Here is a 16,952-nt window from a genome sequence, read left to right on the forward strand (position 1 = left end):
ATTCTAGGCCGTTAAAACGCCCCGGATAACCGAAACAATTTCCCTGACTTCGTCATCCTTCAGGAACGGGCAAATCGGCAATGACAAACAGTTGGCCGCGACAGATTCGGTCGCCGGCAGGCTGACATTAGCATATTCGTCTTTAAATACATTCTGGCGATGCAACGGCACCGGATAATAGATCGCGCAGCCGATCTGTTTTTCCTGCAAGGCTTTGATGACTTCGTCGCGACGGTCGCACAGCAAAGTGTACTGGTGATAAACATGCTCGCCCAAACCGTCTTCAAACGGCGTCGTCAGCGGCAAATCGGCCATCAGTTCCGAATAAAGACGTCCGGCATGGCGGCGGCCTTGGTTGTATTGATCGATACGTTTTAATTTGGCTCTTAGTATGACCGCCTGCATTTCATCAAGCCGGCTGTTGTAGCCGATCACGTCGTGATAATAGCGAACCTCCGAACCATGATTGTGCAGCATTTTCAGCTTTGCCGCAGTCTCGTCGGAATTGGTCACCACCAGGCCGCCGTCGCCGAATGCGCCCAGATTTTTGCTGGGAAAAAAGCTGAAACCGGCTGCATGACCGATGGAACCGGTTTGCTTGCCGTTGATGCTCGCGCCGAACGACTGGCAGCAATCTTCGATCAACTTTAGATTATGTTGATCGCATAGCTGCTTAATCGCTGTCATATCCGCCGGCTGGCCGAATAAATGTACCGGCATCACCGCTTTGGTTTTCGGCGTAATGGCTTTTTCTATCGCTTCCGGCGAGATATTGAAAGTCTTCGGATCGATATCGACAAAAACCGGAGTTGCACCGACATATTTGATGGCTTCCGCAGTCGCGATAAAAGTAAACGCGGTAGTAATCACTTCGTCGCCGGCGCCGATACCTTCGGCAATCAAGGCCAGATGCAGCGCGTCGGTTCCGGACGCGACCGCAATCGCGTGTTTAACGCCTAAATACTCGGCGGTTTCCTTTTCAAAGGCCTGAACGTTAGGGCCTAATATAAACGAGCAATTTTCGATTGTCTCAGCCAGACCTCGCTCAATTTCGTCTTTAATCTCAGCATATTGAGCCTTCAGGTTTACCATTGGTATCATGTTTTTATTGCCTTTGTGTTTATCTGTTAACTTGGGTGCAATCATGTAGGGTACGCTGGGCGTACCGTTTAATTAATGCCGGCTGATGAAAGGTACGCACAGCGTACCCTGCATGGTTTTAATACTAGGAGTTATTTATCGCCCAATAACCGGGTAATCGCTATCGCTGTTTCCAGCGCCCTCTTCCCGGCTTCACCGGAAACCAGCGGATTTTCCCCGGTATGAATGCAATTCACAAAATGCTTGATCTCTTCGAGCAGCGCATCGCCGCTTTCAAAAACCGATTCTTCGGTTTCTATTTCCGGAATGCCGGGGAACATCTCTTTTGTACCGGTGCGATGTTTAGTCAAAATGCGATTCTGGAAATCCACCGAGACATAAGAAGACGGCCTGAACATACGCATTTTGCGCTCCATCTTCATGCTGATCCGGCTGGCCGTCACATTCGCCACGCAGCCGTTTTTAAACAGCAGCCGGGCATTCGCAATATCGGTGCCTTGCGTTAACACCGCCGTACCGCTCGCATCGATGCGCTCCACTTCGGAATCGACCAAGGCCAGGATAATATCGATGTCGTGAATCATCAGGTCCAGTACGACGCTGACGTCATTCGCGCGCGGATTAAACGGCGACAGGCGGTGAGATTCGATAAACAGCGGCTTTTCTTCCTTATCCAGTCCCAAAACCGCCGGATTGAAGCGTTCCAGATGGCCAACCTGAAAAATTAATTTTTTTTCATTGGCAATCGCAATCAATTCGTCGGCTTCCTCAACCGTCACGGTAATCGGCTTTTCGACCAGCACATGAGCGCCGGCATTCAGGAAATCCTTCGAAACCTTGTGATGCAAGGTTGTCGGCACGACGATGCTGACCGCATCGACTTCGCCCAACAGCCCTTGATAATCCGTCAGTGCCGTTGCCCCGTGCTTTTCGGCAACGGCTTTAGCAGCAGCCTCGTCAATATCGACAACGGCAACCAATTCGCAATCCGGTAACGACGCATATTTTTCCGCGTGAAATTTCCCCAAGTAACCGGTGCCGATAACGGCGCATTTTAATTTTTTCATCTGATAATTTTACATCCTGTCTATTTGTAACTCCGCTCCAGGGGCGAACTTATTGCCCGGTATTGTAAACCATCGCTATGTATTCAGAAAATTTTGTACTTGGTTGCTAATATCGCCGATTTTTGATCGGCTGATGTTACGCAGTGTCCACGAAAGTCACGAAAAAAATATCAGCCGTATCCTATTCGACATTTATTATACCCAAAGGGCATAAGTTTCGTATGAGCAGACCAACTGCTCAACTCAGCTTTAAAGGTCACGCCTGTTCGGAACATTGCCGGTTAAGACCTTCCAGGTTTTGAAAACCTGGAAGGCCTGTCTAGTATTTTCGTGTCTTTCGTAGACTACGCTTTTTGATTATCTGTAGGCATAGCATCAGTTAATCATGCGTTTTCGCAGATACCAGCGACGATTCTCACAAATTCCGGTAAAAATTGATTAGACTTCGCTTACAGTACCAAGCCCAACCTAGACGACGAGGAAGATGTCATGACCGATGAAGATAAGGACAACATTGAACGCATAAGAAAAGCGGCGCGCGCAATCCTTCAGGGCGACATTAAACATCTTCATATCTTGCCGGCTGTCGCGATCAAATTATTAAAGCTGACCAAAGACGACAACGCCAAAATCGAGCATTTATCGCTGATCATCGAAACGGAACCGGTACTCGCGGCAAAAATTCTAAAACAGGTCAATTCCGCCGCGTATGCGTTACCGAACAAGATAACCTCTATCAACAAGGCCGTCACGATGCTGGGTTTTTCTGCCGTGCGACAACTGGCGATAAACCTGCTGCTATATAACAGGCTGATCCAGGAAGGCTCAAAGCGGGCATTCGACTTGTTATTTTTCTGGCAGCATTGCCTTTATGTCGCCTCCTTAAGCAGAAGAATCGCGGTCGCACTCGAGCATCCCGACCCGGACTTGGTCTATACCGGCGGGCTCTTGCACGATATCGGCGAATTGGTTTTAGAGACCCACGGCCGCATGACGTATAGCGATTTCATTGCTTCGATGGATAAAAACGAACATGCCGTCATTGAAGAAGAGCGCCGTTTTTTCGGCATAACGCATGCCGAGATCGGACATCTTTTCTGCCTGGAATGGCAACTGCCGGCGCCAATCGCCGCGATTGTCGCTTGCCACCACAGCCTGCCGGCTGAAATATCTCCGTACGCTAAATATGAAGCGGAGATTGCAATGGTTTCTTTCGCAAACTACATTGCCTGGATACAGGGCATCGGTTCATCCAGCCACGATAGCCACTCGACGCTGCAAAAAACGGTACTTGAAACCCTTAATGTCGAACAACTGGACCTTGAAGCGCTACTGCAACAAGCCGACCAGGACATGAGGATGACTCGAGAATTCTACGACGTCGAGCTGCCCGGCTTAACGACGCTACGCGCCACATTAGTCAAAGCGACCATTAACCTGAGCCAGATAAGCGAGGTTAAGCCTGTTGAGACCGTCGATACGTCCGGCAAAAAATTATCGTCCAGCTTAACCGCTCCTCATCACAGCCTGGACCCCGACGACTTCATCCCCCGGACGCTGGAAGCGATACAAACGGAATTTGCTTTCGACCGCAGCATCATGTTCACCATCGACCCCAAACGCCGCTGCCTGCTTGCCTCTTACTGGCAGCCTGAAGCCATGCTGCCGCAAACGCTGCAACCTTTTGAAATCGACATCGGCGGTATTTCCGGCTTACTACTGGAATGCTTGCGGGAAAAAAAAGCCGTCATCGTCAATACCAACATAGAACCCGGCAACCCAATCCTCCAGCGTTTAAATACAGCTGAATTTACCGCCCTGCCGGTATTGAACCACAACCGCCTGATCGGCCTGCTGTATGCCGACTATTCGCTGTCGAAAAAAGCGATACGTGCGCAATTGCTGCCGGAAATCATGCCGATAGCTTATGAACTGGGCATTGCGATGTTTAACGCAAAACAATACGAACAGCAGAAAAAACATGCGCAAATCGACCATTTAACGCAGCTTTTCAACAAGCGGATGGCCAACAATTTTTTGACCGAAATTTTTCAACGGGATAAATCAAAGCTGACCAATATCGCCATCGGCTTTATCGACATCGATCACTTCAAACAATTTAACGATACTTGCGGACACCAGGCCGGCGACGATGCTTTGAAGATTGTCGCGGACATACTGCGCAGCCTGACCCGGCCTGGAGACTTTATCGGCCGATACGGCGGAGAAGAGTTTTTATTCATCCTTAAAAATACGAATGAAAAAGGCGCTTATGTTTATGCCGAACGCATAAGGTCGAGAATCGAGCGCCGCGGCAAGGTTATGAGCCAACGATTTCATGATCTTCAATTGACCGTCAGCATTGGTATAGCGATGTACAATGCCGGCTATGCCAATTACAGCGACATGGTCGAAGCTGCCGATCAAGCCATGTATCGCGCAAAAAGCGAAGGCCGGAACAGGACAGTGATGTTGTCCGGCAGTGCCGTCGACAAGAAATAAATTTTTACTACAATAAATGCGCCGAGCGCGGCGGCCGCCGCTGCCAGGCCATTTACCGTTTGCCTTGTTGCAAAAAGTTACGTTAGTATCCGCGTTAGTCTGTTAATCTCCTGCATTCTTCGTCTTTCGCAAAAAACTCGGTATTGTCAGTGCCGACGAGTTTTTTGCCGGCACGGCCCCTTCCCTATTAAGCATCCGCCTCAACCACAGCACCCGTTTACGGTTAAAAGCCGATAATCAATTACTGCGCGCCGCGCCGCCGTTCAGCTTGCTGATGAACCGTTTATTAAGCCGCATCAATGCCCTGTCGACTTTGTATGGAGGCGGCGTAGCCGTTGCCCGGAACAAAAACAGTATTTGCTGAACTTGGCCGAAACCGTGCAAATCGAACACAGCACCATGCCGTTCGGCGGCCTACTGGGCGAGACGGTTTATAGGGTCGAGCTGGCGCCGTTTGTACCGTGGCTTAGTTTGGGGCAATGGGTCGGATTTCAATATGGCAGCAAATTTCTGATTCGATCACGAATCGTTCCACCAGCAGATAGCAAAATACTGGGCAACGATAGAATTGTCGCCCAACCAACATGACTCAGTTCGTGCGTGGCGTTTCAGCGCTACCAACCAATCCCTGATAAATCCGCTCGGCGGTACGGCGCGCTTCCGGGTTGACGTTCAGCAGAATATCCTTGCCTTCCAATGCCGCCAGGAATGCCCAATACAACGGTGCGTAGCGGTCGGGATAACCGGCGGCTTGCATGAATTCAAGGAATTTAGGGCCATAGCCTTGGCTTATCGAGAAACGCAGCAGGCGTTGTAAGCGGTTTAAAAAAGAACGCCATAATTTGGCGTCGGCGCTTGCCAGCGCCGCATCAAGTGCGCCAAAGGCTGGCCCCGCTTGGTTCTCCTCCAGATATTGCGAAGCATCCAGCATGGGAGCTATATATTCCTCCTCTGCTTGTCGTCCCTGTTCGGCATGGTACCGGGCCAAATCCGGGCGATCGAGCGCGAACCAATACAACATCGCGAGCAATCCATGAACATGTTTTTTGCGTTTTGTATCCGCTACTTCCAGTGCATGTAAATAAGCCTGTTCGGCTTCCTCGTAACGGCCCAGATGGTCTTGCAATAAATTGCCCAAGCCGTTCCACGAATAAGCATCATTAGGGTCGAGTGCAATGGCTTGACGATAGGCTGCTTCGGCTTCGTCGTAACGGTCCAGATTGTACTGCAACAAATCACCCAGTGTATTCCACGGATAAGCCCATTTGGGATCGAGCGCAATGGCTTGGCGATAGGCAACTTCAGCTTCTTCATAGCGGTCTAAATACTCCTGCAACAAATAGCCCAACCCATGTCTCGGATAAGCCAAGTTGGGATTGAGATCAATAGCCTGACGGTAAGCGGCTTCGGCTTCTTCGTAGCGCCCCAGATGGATTTGCAACAAATTGCCTAAGTCACTCCACGCGCCAGCATCTTTTGTGTCGAGAGTAATGGCTTGGCGATAAGCGTCCTCGGCTTCTTCGTAGCGCCCCAAGTGAGCTTGTAACAAAGTGCCCAGATTATCCCACGGAATCGCATCCGCAGAATCGAGCACAATAGCCCGACGGTAGGCGGCTTCGGCCTCAGAATAAAATCCGCGTTGTTCCAACCACAAACCATACCAGCATAAGTCCCAAGCCGAACTCGGTGTTAGCCCGGCAAGCCCTTGATCGATACGCCTCCATAACAAACCCGTTTCTTCGGCAAAGCGTTTTCGATAGGCTGTGATAGCCTCCACTTCGACAAAGCGCTTGCCGTCCATAATCAATAAACATCCGACGGCAGCAATATCTGGATAGTTTTCACACAAGGCTGCCGCACCAGCACCTTGTAGATCGTAGCGATGTCGAATACTGCCGTCCTTGATCGCAGCCCGATAAGGTACCAGGATAGGTTCATCCAACTCAAATTGCCAGCACAGCTCGGCAATTTCTTTGCGCAAAGTGGCTACCAGTTCCGCGAGTTGCTCCGCGCTCATATCCGGCAACTGTTCGACCAATCGACGTTTTTCGCTACTATTCATTTCCAGCGAGCCGCCCAACAACTCCCAGAAGCTTTTTACATCCAATCCTTCCGGCCAATCCCGCTGCACAGCCAAGGCTTCACGCTCCAGTTCCGCCATGTCGGCCAATTCCGGCGCTATATCGCGTAGATCGACCAGTTGCTCAATGCGCTTGCGGGTTTCCGATTGCTGCAACAAGTCGCGTCCCGCCGCTTGGCTCAAGGCTTTGCGGTAAACCGGGTCGTCGACGCTTTCCGACAACGCCAGCATCAGGTCGGCGCGGCCTTTGTGGTTGCCGTCGCGCAGGAAACCGCGCGCCAAGTCCTCGCGGTCATCGGACGAATAAAAGCCGCGCAAGAACGCAGTCAGCCAGCACACCCGCTGTTTCAAGCGACGGCTGCCGTGGCGCATCAGGTACCAGATGTTGAAGAAGCGCTCGACCATTTGGTAACCGGAACGGCCGCTGCCGCTGACCGGTACTTTTTCTAGGAAACCGTCGTTTTCCAGGCGCTTGAGTTGAGCGTTGACGACGGTGACTTCCAAACCCGAGGCTTTGGCGATGTACTTGGCGGTAATCGGGTCCCAGGCCAGCGCCACAGCGTCGAGCACGGCGCGGGCTTGCGGCGCGGCTTCCTCGGCGCGGGCTTTATACAGCGGCGTCATCCGGTCCAAGAGCTTTTCCAGATCGGCGAAAGCATCCTCGCCGGCTTGGCTTTCCAACAACAAGTACAACACCGCCAGCGTGCGCGGGTTGCCGCCGGTCATTTCGGTCAAGGCGTCGATGCGCCCGGGGTCGCGGCGCAATAACTCGCTGACTTTGCTGCCGGCTTCGCCGCGTTTTTGCGCCAAACGCAGGAGACAGGCGCGGACTTCGTGGTGTTCCAGACGGGCCAGCGTGGTCAAGCGGAAGAAGTCGAAAAACGCCGCCTTGCGGTCCGACAGGCTTTTCGGATAAGCCGCGGCCGCACCGATCACGATGGGGGCGCAGCTTTGTTGAAGAATATCGCGCAAGCCCCAGTCGTGTTTTTTCAAGGCATCGAGGATCAAATCCAGGTTGTCCAGGAACAATACCGGCCGCTTTCCCAGTTTTTCGCAAGCCGAGTTGAATACTCGCCAAGCCGCATCGCCGCCGACTTCGCCATTGCGGTTTTGTTCGTAAGCTTTTTCGACGCCGTCCAGTTGTTGTTCCAGCGTCTTGGCCTGTTCGTCGCAGCCTTGGCGTTCCAGCCAATCCAACAGCGATTCGATGGCGTTGCGCCAGAATACGTGCAAGTTGATGACGTTGTATTGTTCCTCGCGGAAGGTTAGCGGCAGCAAGGCTTGGTTCAAATCGTTACGTTCGCCGACGGCAATGGCGATGCGATGCAGCAGCGTGGTCTTGCCCATCCCGCGCTGACCAACGATTAAATGATGGCGCGGACTAGCGCCGGCCGCGGCTTGATGACGCAGCTCGTTGAGGAAATAGTCCAATGTTTTTTCGCGGGCCACAAAACCGGCGACCAAATCGTCCGGTTTCAGGTTACCGGGGCCGTATAAGGCGATTACGTCGATTTCTGTCATGATCTTACTCCGGCAGATAGCGTTGCCACCAAAGGCGCAGCAATTCCATGCGGAAACGGTGTGTGTCCGCTTCGAAGTCGCAGATGATGAAGCCGTCTTCTTCCAGAATTGCCAGTAAGCGTTTGAGCTCGGTATCCTGCATATTGGGATCGGCTAAATCGGCAAGCAGCGTTCCGGATGATGCTCCGTTTGGGAATTCGCTTAACGCGGCTAATAATTTAGAGGCTTTTGCAGTATTGTCTTGGTAATGTTTGCGGATATGCTCGGACCAAACGCTAAAACAATCTTTGTCCGCCGATTGAAAAAGACTAAGGCGTGCGGCTTCGATCAAGGATTGCGTTTCGGCCTGAGCGTTTGTAGGAACACCCTGGAGATGGCGACTGAACGCTTCCAAATAATAGGGTGATAACCAGCCCACTGCGTCGACGATTGCACAGCTTTCGCTATCGGTAATCTCTCGTCGATACGGCAGCAAGCCGTTTTGAGCTAAATCCTGGACAAAGATTTGCGCGATGTTTTTTTCCAGCGGCTTAAGGTCAAATCCCTCCAGATCGCGAATGGCGCCTTGATAATTGCCTTTTCTAGCTAACGGTTCGAAACCGATCGATCCGGTAAACAACCAGCGTATCGATAAATTCAGGCAGTTTTCCCGCAGCCAATACATAACCCTTGAGGCCTGGTCGATGGCGCTACGCTCATGCAGGCGCAATAGGAAAATCGGCAGTTCGTCCATCAAAATCAGCCACCGCCTTGAATCTTCGGCCAGTTCCTTGAGCAAGTTACCGGCGTAACTTTCCCAATCGACGTTCAACAATGCTTGCGGAAGCGTTTGCGAGTTTTGTTGATGTGGCGCTCCAAGCTGCAAGGCGCGTTGCTTGATCTGTTTTAGTATTTTGTTGCCGAGTTTGTCTTCTATTTTTTCGGCTAACTTTTTGAAGAATGCCTGGGTATCCGCGCAAGATGAAACGTCCAAACGAATTGCATGGTAATCATGTTGGCTGGCGCGCTGTTCCAATCGCTCCAGCACAAAGGTCTTACCCAAGCGTCTGGGACCCGGCATTAACAGATTTTTGCCGGCATCGAAGCGGCTGAAGATGTAATCGGTTTCGCTACGGCGGCCGTATGGAGATGTATCGAAATTTAAGGGCATGGTCGACTCCTTCGGAAGAAGTAGCTATTTTATACACCTCCATTTTAAAACACAAATACTTTAAAACAACATTGTTTTAATTTTAAACAAGCAATACCGTTCCGTTTCCCATAAAAGCCATTCACACTCGCAGGATTTCTCGTTCCCACGGAGCCCGTGGAAACGAGAGCAACTTAATCGACAGAACGCCGCCGCCCCAAACGCCGCTCGGTTTCCAGCACCAATTGCGTCGTCTGCAACACGGTATCGGGATTCAAGCTCATCGAATCGATGCCGACTTCTACCAAAAATTCCGCCATCTCAGGATAATCGGACGGAGCTTGGCCGCACAGCCCGCAATGCCTGCCGTTGCGCCGCGAACCGTTAACGGCCAGCCGGATCATTTCCTTGACGCCCGGATCGCGCTCGTCGAAATCCTCGGCGAGAATCTCGGAATCGCGATCCACGCCCAAGGTCAACTGCGTCAAGTCGTTGGAGCCGATCGAAAAACCGTCGAAATGTTCCGAGAACGCATCGATTTGAATCACGTTGTTCGGAATCTCGCACATCACGTAAATCTCCAGGCCTTGCTCGCCGCGCTTCAAGCCCAGCTTTGCCATGTAGTCGAGCACGCGTTTGGCCTCGTCGACGCGGCGGCAAAACGGGATCATCAACACCACGTTGCTTAAGCCCATTTCGTCGCGGACCCGTTTCATCGCCTTGCATTCCAGCGCAAAGCCTTCCGCATAAGCCGGATGCACGTAACGCGATGCGCCGCGAAAACCGATCATCGGGTTGGCTTCGTCGAACTCAAACCAGCTTCCGCCGAGCAAGGTCGCGTATTCGTTGGTTTTAAAATCCGACATCCGCACGACGACCGGCTTCGGATAAAACGCGGCCGCAATCGTGCCGACGCCCTCGGACAATTTTTGCACAAAGTAATCCTCGGCGCCGGCATAGTTGCGCGTCAATTGCTCCAACTGTTCTTTCTCCCCGGCATCCTGCACGCGCTCCGGGTGTATCAGCGCCATCGGATGCGCCTTGATGTATTCGGTGATGATAAATTCCATCCGCGCCAAACCCACGCCGTCATTCGGCAAAAAGCTGGTTTTGAACGCCAGTTCCGGGTTGCCGATGTTCAGCATGATCTTGGTTTTCGGGCGTTGCAATCCGGACAGGTCGGTGCTTTTAATCTCGAAATCGAGTTTGCCTGAATAAACTTTACCGGCATCGCCTTCCGCGCACGATACGGTCACCGGGCTGTTGTTTTTAATCGCCGTCGTCGCGTTTTCGCAGCCGACCACGGCCGGAACGCCCAATTCGCGGGAAATAATCGCAGCATGACAAGTGCGCCCGCCGCGGTTGGTGACTATCGCCGACGCTATTTTCATGACCGGCTCCCAATCCGGCGTAGTCATGTCGGCAACCAGCACATCGCCGGGATTAAAATGGTTCAGCTGCTCGACGTTATCGATAATCCGCGCATTGCCGGCAGCGATCTTGTTGCCGACCGCATGGCCGGTCACTATCGCTTCGGCTCTGTTTTTCAGGCTGTATTGCTCCAAAACCATGCCGCGCAACTGCGAAACCACGGTTTCGGGACGGGCCTGCACGATATACAGCGTACCGTCGAGGCCGTCTTTCGCCCATTCGATATCCATCGGCTTGGCCTGTCCGGCTTTAGCGCTGTAGTGCTTTTCTATTTTTATAGCGTAGTCGGCCAGGGTCAACACATCCTGATCGTCGATGCAAAAACGGCTGCGTTCTTCTTCGGACGTGACGATGTTGCGGGTCGGTTCGCGAGTGCGTCCTTCGCTGTAAACCATTTTGATTTTCTTCGCGCCCAACGTGCGTCTTAATACCGCACGGTGCCCTTGTTCAAAAGTAGGCTTGTGCACGTAAAACTCGTCGGGGTCTACAGCACCTTGCACGACATTTTCGCCGAGCCCGTAGGCGCCGGTGATGAAGACCACGTCCTTGAATCCCGACTCGGTATCCAGCGAAAACATCACGCCGCTGGCGTCCAGGTCCGAACGCACCATTTTCATGATGCCTATCGATAAAGCCAGCTTGAAATGATCGAAGCCCTGGTCGATGCGGTAATGTATCGCGCGGTCGGTGAACAGGCTGGCGAAACAGCGCTTGCAGGAATCGAGCAAGGCCTGGTCGCCGCGGATATTCAGGTAGGTGTCTTGTTGACCCGCGAAACTCGCGGTCGGCAGGTCTTCGGCCGTCGCGGAACTGCGTACCGCAACGCTTAAATCGTCGCCGTACTGTGCTTTCAGTTGCGCGAACGCTGCGATAATTTGCTGCTCAAGGTCTTCGGGAAAAGGCGCCGCGTAGATGATTTCCCGAGCTTGCAACGCACGCTTGGCAAGATCGCCGACATCGTCCGGGTTCAAATCGTCCAAGGCCCGATGCAGCGCTTCCCAGGCATTGGCTCGGTCCAGCACGTAGCGGTAAGCTTCGGCGGTCACCGCAAAACCGTTCGGGATTTGGATGCCTTGCGGAATCAATTCCCGGTACATTTCGCCTAACGAGGCGTTCTTACCGCCTACGAGCGGTATATCTTCAATCGTTAATTCATTAAACCAACGAATATAGTTTGTTTGCTCGGCCATCGTAGCTCCTTGAACGAATTATTCACTTACTCGAAATCTGGGTAACGATAAGTTACCAGCTTTCATCCATGTCATCCAAGCGATTAAACATAACCATAGCCGATCATTTTGCTTTTGGCCGATGCAGTCTCTGATTCCACTATGAACGCATCCGACTAAAAACCATAATAATTTTATGTGACAAAATGCCGCATTATCATTCTTCCGGCGCGTTGATAGCATATTTACTTGCGCTCTTACTTACCTTCGTTTGGTAAGGGGGAGTTTAATCATCTATTAGGCTCCCTTTTTTTTAGCCCTGTAGTTTGCGCAGTCCCTCCTTCCCCATCCCCACCCGGTTTTAAACTCTTTTCGTTAAGCCAAATTTTTATGTGCAAGCACTACAAACATAGGCTTAAATAAGACCCATAACGCAAGGAGCTCTGTTTTAGCAGCCCTCTAAATAAAACCGCGAAGATATAGATGAAAAAAATACTAATAACAGGGGCAGCCGGACAACTCGGCTCGGAACTGACCGCAACTTTGCGCAACCGCTACGGCAGCGAAAATGTGTTTGCAAGCGATAAAAAACCGGCTCCGGACGAACCTTACGGCCTGGACGTGCGCGATATGCCGGCGCTGAATCGCATCGTAGAAACCCACAACATCGACACGATTTTTCATCTCGCCGCCCTGCTTTCCGCTGTTGCGGAACAAACGCCGCAGCAAGCCTGGGACATCAATATGAACGGATTGATTAATGTGCTGGAGACTTGCAGACTGCACCGGTGCGCGCTGTTCTTCCCCAGCTCGATAGCGGCTTTCGGCACCGAAACCCCGGCCATCGATACGCCGCAGGATACCATCCAGCGGCCAACAACGATGTACGGTATTTGCAAGGTCTCGGGCGAGTTGCTTTGCGATTATTACTACCGCCGCTTTGGCGTCGATGCACGCGGTCTAAGGTATCCGGGGCTGATCTCCAGCAAGACCAAACCGGGCGGAGGCACGACCGATTATGCGGTGGATATTTTTTATGCGGCGCAAAAATCACGGCATTACGATTGTTTCCTTCGCGCCGACACGCAACTGGACATGATGTACATGCCCGACGCTATCGATGCCGCGATTACGTTGATGACGGCCGACAGCGCGCATTTAAAGCACCGGAATGCGTTCAATGTGACGGCGATGAGTTTCACCCCGCAACAGTTAGCCGCGGAAATACAAAAACACATCCCCGGATTCACTATCGCTTACCACGTCGATCCGTTGCGTCAGGCAATCGCCGACTCCTGGCCCAAACACATGAACGACAGCGCCGCCAAAGCCGAATGGGGCTGGCGGCCCCGGTTCGGTTTACCGGCGATGGTCGAGGACATGCTGGAAAATCTGCGCTCAACTCAATAAACGGAGGCGTTTATGTCACTGCAAAAACTGGCACCGCTGTTAACCGGCAAATTAACCGACTTGCAAAAACAAGGCATCGGCAAAGGCAATGAAAAAATCGTTACCGGCATCAAAGCCGCCGCCAACGGTTTCGGCCCCCGATATTTTCTTGAAGGCTACGGCGACAGGGCTTTCCTGCGCATGAACTCCAATGCCTATCTCGGATTGGCAATGCATCCGCGGGTCGTCAAAGCGGAGGCCGAGGCCGCTGAAAAATTCGGCACCGGTCCCGGAGCGGTCCGTTTTATCAGCGGCACTTACCGGCCGCATATCGAACTGGAACACAAACTGGCCGAATTTCACGGCCGCGAGTCCGCCATGCTGTTCAGTTCCGCTTATACGACGATGGTCGGCGTGCTGCCTCAATTTATTTCCGCCGACACCTTGGTCGTCAGCGATGCGCTGAATCATAACTGCATTATCAATGCGATCCGCTTAGCCCAACCGGCCGCCAAAGAAATTTATGGGCATGCCGACATTAATGCCTTGGACAACATCCTCGGCGCTTATCAAGGCCGGGCCAAACGCGTTTGCGTCGTTACCGACGGGATTTTCAGCATGCGCGGCGATTACGCCGATCTCGATAAAATCAACGCCTGCTGTAAACGTCATGAAAATGCGTATGAACAAGGCATTATCACGATTGTCGACGACTCGCACGGCGTCGGCGCTTTCGGCCTGACCGGACGCGGCACCGAGGAATATACGCAAAACAAGGCCGATGTGTTAATCGCGACGCTCGGCAAAGCCTTTGGCGTCAACGGCGGCTATGTCGTTTCCGAGCGGGTAGCGATCGATTATTTGCGGGAAAGCTCGCCGTCTTATATTTATTCGAATCCGATTACGCCGGCCGAGGCGGCGGCAGCACTGGCCGCGTTAAACATTGCCGACAGTGCCGAAGGCTCGCGCTTGCTGGAAAAGCTGCGGACGTTGAGCATTCGTCTTAGGTCGGAGCTTGTGCACCTAGGCTTTGAAACGCTGCCGGGAGAACATCCTATCGTCCCTATCCTGCTCCGGGATACCGCCCAAACGTCGGCCTTAGTCGCGCATTTACTGGCGAACGATATCCTGGCCACGGGGCTGAATTACCCGGTTGTCCCCCAAGGCGAACAGGAAATCAGGTTGCAGGTATCGGCCGAGCACAGCGAAAAAGACCTGGATTATTTACTGGCTAAACTGGCTGAATTTAAAGATCCCTTATGAAATGCTTGCGCCCCGTGTTTACAGCGGGAGTGCAAGCTCCGCCTCGGCAACTGCTCCCTGCGTTGCTCTAACTCCTGCATCCTTGCAGTCGTAAAGCGCCTACTGTTGGTGCTTGCGTTTGCAGGCGAAGCCTACACTCCGGCTATAGCCCCGTAGATACGCTGTACGTACCTTTCAAAGCTTCTCCGCAACCGCATAAAGCACATTGGCCTGCACCGCCTGTATTTTCCGATCGACTATAAACGAATGATTGGCCTGACGAACATGCTCGACCATGGCCGGCTCCAACTGCTCAATAGTGCCTCGATACCCCGAACCCAGCAGCGTCGTCCACCAGTCTTCCGGCGATACGATCGGATGCGTTGCTGCCTCGGCCACAATCAACGGCTCGGGCACTCGGCTTTCATTGAATATCGCGCTGAGAGCAGCCGGCTCGGCTATTCGATCCCAAGGATTGAAACCTTTGTATAGCTCAGGCCTGACGTCCCGAACCGCATTCCAAAATACCGCATTAGCCGGTTCAAAAAAATCCGGCCCCCAGGTCGTGATGGCAAGTTTTCCGCCCGGACGCAGCACGCGCCATAACTCACGGATAGCGGCCGGAATATCGTCTACGAAAAATATTCCGAACACACAAACCACCGCATCGAAACTCGCGTCGGCAAAACCGGTGTCGAGCATATCGCCGGCCCGAAACTCAATATTATCCAGGCCTTGGTTCTGTGCTTTGGCACTGGCTAAGTTAAGCAGTTTTTCGGCAACGTCGACGCCAACAACGCGTCCGCCGGGACCGACTTGCTCAGCCGCAGGCAACGCAGACGCCCCGCTGCCGCAACATACGTCCAGCACCGACGCGCCCGGTTTTAGCTCGAGGCGGTTAATCGTGCTGCGTCCGAAGCGGTCCCAAAAAGTATTGGCCGGGTGGTCGAACAAGTCGGAAGCCGCGTTATAAGCCGCGGCAGCTTTAGCCTGCGGAGTATTCAAATCGTTCATAAATTTCCTCTGATGCTTAACATTGATAGACAACTAAAAAAAGAACATGAATAAATAACCGATAAGCTTCCAACTCTTGTTCAAAGCCGGAGTGCAGGCTCCGCCTGCTTTGCAAGCAGAGCTTGCACTCCAAAATACCGGAAAACTTTAGCGAGATGAGTCAAGAAGTTAGCCCTGTAAAAATCGGCGCCAATCCGTCGCATTCATGTGATCCGTGTGCCATCTTTAAAACCATTTAGCGTCGGCCATTATCGATATTGCTATGAAACTTCTCTATGTACGCAGACGTACAGACCGCTCCCGCTTTTAAGGTTATGTTATTTTTCAAGTTTACGGCGAAGTATATATGACTCGTCCCTAAACTAGGCTTCCGTGTGACGGAATTTTCATTCTTTGCTACAACGTGAGGAGAATAGCAATGGCTTGGGATCAAATTGAAGGCAACTGGAAACAGTTCAAAGGTAAAGTAAAAGAAACCTGGGGCGAATTAACTGATGACGAGCTTGATCAAATCGCAGGCCACCGGGATGTGCTGCTGGGAAAGATCCAAGAACGTTACGGGATTAAAAAGGACGAAGCGGAAAAGCGTCTCAGAGATTTTGAAGATCGAATTCATTAATTGCTGTCAGTATTTGTAAGATGGGTAGAGCAGCGCTAAACCCATCCTACTCCTTTCACTAAGGCTTGCCCCATTTTTATGCAAATAAAAAGACTTTGATTTTTTAATGTCCTTTTATTTGCGTGATCCGATAATCACAACAAAGGCTATCTATCTATGAATATCACCAAAAACACGGCACGGACTTTATTACTGGCTTTCTGTTTAGGCTCAGCCTGCGTTAACGCTTATGCGGAAGAGCCCGCCAAAAGTTCTGTTCACAGCCCCAATGAAGCCATGGCACATATTGAAATGGCTAAAACTGAAATCGCCAAAAGCGATTTCATGCCGCCCAGCGAGCATTTAAAAAAGGCTCGTATGGAGTCCGAAAAAGTAACGGGAAATCCTAGCATTGTCAAAAAAGCTAACGCGACTCTTATTCAAGCGCAAATCAAAGTAAACCAGAACGATATAAAAGGCGCCACAACCGAGTTGAACAAAACGCTAGAACTGTATAAATCGCTTAAGTAAGAATAATTCGTAGAAACTGCTTTGAAAGTCGGCGCTATGGCCGACCTTTCAAAGCGCCCGATAGATCGGCATCGAAAAGAGTGCGATGCACGCCCTTGTATCTTAATTCCTGTCATGGTTAGCTACCTTGGCACTGAGGCAGAAGCAGCTTGGGCACGCCCTTAAGGACCGACCTTGT

At 51.9% G+C, this 16,952-nt stretch carries 12 protein-coding genes; 5 read left to right on the forward strand and 7 right to left on the reverse strand.

Annotated features, from left to right (window positions below; translation table 11 throughout):
* Positions 1 to 3 precede the first annotated feature (3 nt).
* Together EKO24_RS08115 and EKO24_RS08120 are read right to left on the reverse strand one after the other, a co-directional pair.
* On the reverse strand, positions 4 to 1,101 hold the full coding sequence (locus tag EKO24_RS08115; RefSeq protein WP_127030278.1) for a DegT/DnrJ/EryC1/StrS family aminotransferase: 1,098 nt from the start codon (positions 1,099 to 1,101) through the stop codon (positions 4 to 6).
* Positions 1,102 to 1,232: 131 nt separating this feature from the next.
* Complete coding sequence (locus EKO24_RS08120; RefSeq protein ID WP_127030279.1) at positions 1,233 to 2,168, reverse strand: Gfo/Idh/MocA family protein; 936 nt, start codon at positions 2,166 to 2,168, stop codon at positions 1,233 to 1,235.
* A gap of 489 nt (positions 2,169 to 2,657) precedes the next feature.
* Between EKO24_RS08120 and EKO24_RS08125 the strand changes: the two genes are divergently transcribed.
* On the forward strand, positions 2,658 to 4,670 hold the full coding sequence (locus tag EKO24_RS08125) for an HDOD domain-containing protein (RefSeq protein WP_127030280.1): 2,013 nt from the start codon (positions 2,658 to 2,660) through the stop codon (positions 4,668 to 4,670).
* A 237-nt stretch (positions 4,671 to 4,907) separates the two neighbouring features.
* On the opposite strand, the gene EKO24_RS22360 is transcribed toward EKO24_RS08125, so the two are convergent.
* The 4 genes from EKO24_RS22360 to ppsA form a co-directional block, all read right to left on the reverse strand.
* Positions 4,908 to 5,063, reverse strand: coding sequence for a hypothetical protein (locus EKO24_RS22360; protein ID WP_154671587.1), 156 nt, complete (start codon positions 5,061 to 5,063; stop codon positions 4,908 to 4,910).
* A 196-nt stretch (positions 5,064 to 5,259) separates the two neighbouring features.
* Complete coding sequence (locus EKO24_RS08135) at positions 5,260 to 8,271, reverse strand: tetratricopeptide repeat protein (RefSeq protein WP_127030281.1); 3,012 nt, start codon at positions 8,269 to 8,271, stop codon at positions 5,260 to 5,262.
* A gap of 4 nt (positions 8,272 to 8,275) precedes the next feature.
* Positions 8,276 to 9,421, reverse strand: coding sequence for an ATP-binding protein (locus EKO24_RS08140; RefSeq protein ID WP_127030282.1), 1,146 nt, complete (start codon positions 9,419 to 9,421; stop codon positions 8,276 to 8,278).
* 173 nt (positions 9,422 to 9,594) lie between these two features.
* On the reverse strand, positions 9,595 to 12,021 hold the full coding sequence (gene ppsA / locus EKO24_RS08145) for a phosphoenolpyruvate synthase (protein WP_127030283.1): 2,427 nt from the start codon (positions 12,019 to 12,021) through the stop codon (positions 9,595 to 9,597).
* 462 nt (positions 12,022 to 12,483) lie between these two features.
* Here ppsA and EKO24_RS08150 point away from each other — a divergent pair, with 462 nt between their 5' ends.
* Together EKO24_RS08150 and EKO24_RS08155 are read left to right on the forward strand one after the other, a co-directional pair.
* Positions 12,484 to 13,410: an NAD-dependent epimerase/dehydratase family protein gene (locus tag EKO24_RS08150; protein ID WP_127030284.1), complete on the forward strand. Its 927-nt coding sequence runs from the start codon at positions 12,484 to 12,486 to the stop codon at positions 13,408 to 13,410.
* Positions 13,411 to 13,422: 12 nt separating this feature from the next.
* On the forward strand, positions 13,423 to 14,652 hold the full coding sequence (locus EKO24_RS08155; RefSeq protein WP_127030285.1) for an aminotransferase class I/II-fold pyridoxal phosphate-dependent enzyme: 1,230 nt from the start codon (positions 13,423 to 13,425) through the stop codon (positions 14,650 to 14,652).
* Between the two features lie 174 nt (positions 14,653 to 14,826).
* Here EKO24_RS08155 and EKO24_RS08160 read toward each other — a convergent pair whose 3' ends face one another.
* Positions 14,827 to 15,645: a class I SAM-dependent methyltransferase gene (locus EKO24_RS08160; RefSeq protein WP_127030286.1), complete on the reverse strand. Its 819-nt coding sequence runs from the start codon at positions 15,643 to 15,645 to the stop codon at positions 14,827 to 14,829.
* 418 nt (positions 15,646 to 16,063) lie between these two features.
* Between EKO24_RS08160 and EKO24_RS08165 the strand changes: the two genes are divergently transcribed.
* Both EKO24_RS08165 and EKO24_RS08170 read left to right on the forward strand, forming a co-directional pair.
* Positions 16,064 to 16,264 (forward strand): CsbD family protein, encoded by a 201-nt coding sequence (locus EKO24_RS08165; protein ID WP_127030287.1) that lies wholly within the window; start codon positions 16,064 to 16,066, stop codon positions 16,262 to 16,264.
* 156 nt (positions 16,265 to 16,420) lie between these two features.
* A complete protein-coding gene (locus EKO24_RS08170; protein WP_127030288.1) occupies positions 16,421 to 16,774 on the forward strand; it encodes a hypothetical protein in 354 nt (117 codons plus the stop codon).
* Positions 16,775 to 16,952 lie beyond the last annotated feature (178 nt).

This window comes from Candidatus Methylobacter oryzae, assembly GCF_003994235.2.
GTDB classification, from domain to species: Bacteria; Pseudomonadota; Gammaproteobacteria; order Methylococcales; family Methylomonadaceae; genus Methylobacter_A; species Methylobacter_A oryzae.

What these genes read in the sequence shown, in the direction of transcription:
- EKO24_RS08115 (WP_127030278.1), bottom strand. Translation starts at nt 1,101, where the DNA reads ATGATACCAATGGTAAACCTGAAGGCTCAATATGCTGAGATTAAAGAC.
- EKO24_RS08120 (WP_127030279.1), bottom strand. Translation starts at nt 2,168, where the DNA reads ATGAAAAAATTAAAATGCGCCGTTATCGGCACCGGTTACTTGGGGAAA.
- EKO24_RS08125 (WP_127030280.1), top strand. Translation starts at nt 2,658, where the DNA reads ATGACCGATGAAGATAAGGACAACATTGAACGCATAAGAAAAGCGGCG.
- EKO24_RS08135 (WP_127030281.1), bottom strand. Translation starts at nt 8,271, where the DNA reads ATGACAGAAATCGACGTAATCGCCTTATACGGCCCCGGTAACCTGAAA.
- EKO24_RS08140 (WP_127030282.1), bottom strand. Translation starts at nt 9,421, where the DNA reads ATGCCCTTAAATTTCGATACATCTCCATACGGCCGCCGTAGCGAAACC.
- ppsA (WP_127030283.1), bottom strand. Translation starts at nt 12,021, where the DNA reads ATGGCCGAGCAAACAAACTATATTCGTTGGTTTAATGAATTAACGATT.
- EKO24_RS08150 (WP_127030284.1), top strand. Translation starts at nt 12,484, where the DNA reads ATGAAAAAAATACTAATAACAGGGGCAGCCGGACAACTCGGCTCGGAA.
- EKO24_RS08155 (WP_127030285.1), top strand. Translation starts at nt 13,423, where the DNA reads ATGTCACTGCAAAAACTGGCACCGCTGTTAACCGGCAAATTAACCGAC.
- EKO24_RS08160 (WP_127030286.1), bottom strand. Translation starts at nt 15,645, where the DNA reads ATGAACGATTTGAATACTCCGCAGGCTAAAGCTGCCGCGGCTTATAAC.
- EKO24_RS08165 (WP_127030287.1), top strand. Translation starts at nt 16,064, where the DNA reads ATGGCTTGGGATCAAATTGAAGGCAACTGGAAACAGTTCAAAGGTAAA.
- EKO24_RS08170 (WP_127030288.1), top strand. Translation starts at nt 16,421, where the DNA reads ATGAATATCACCAAAAACACGGCACGGACTTTATTACTGGCTTTCTGT.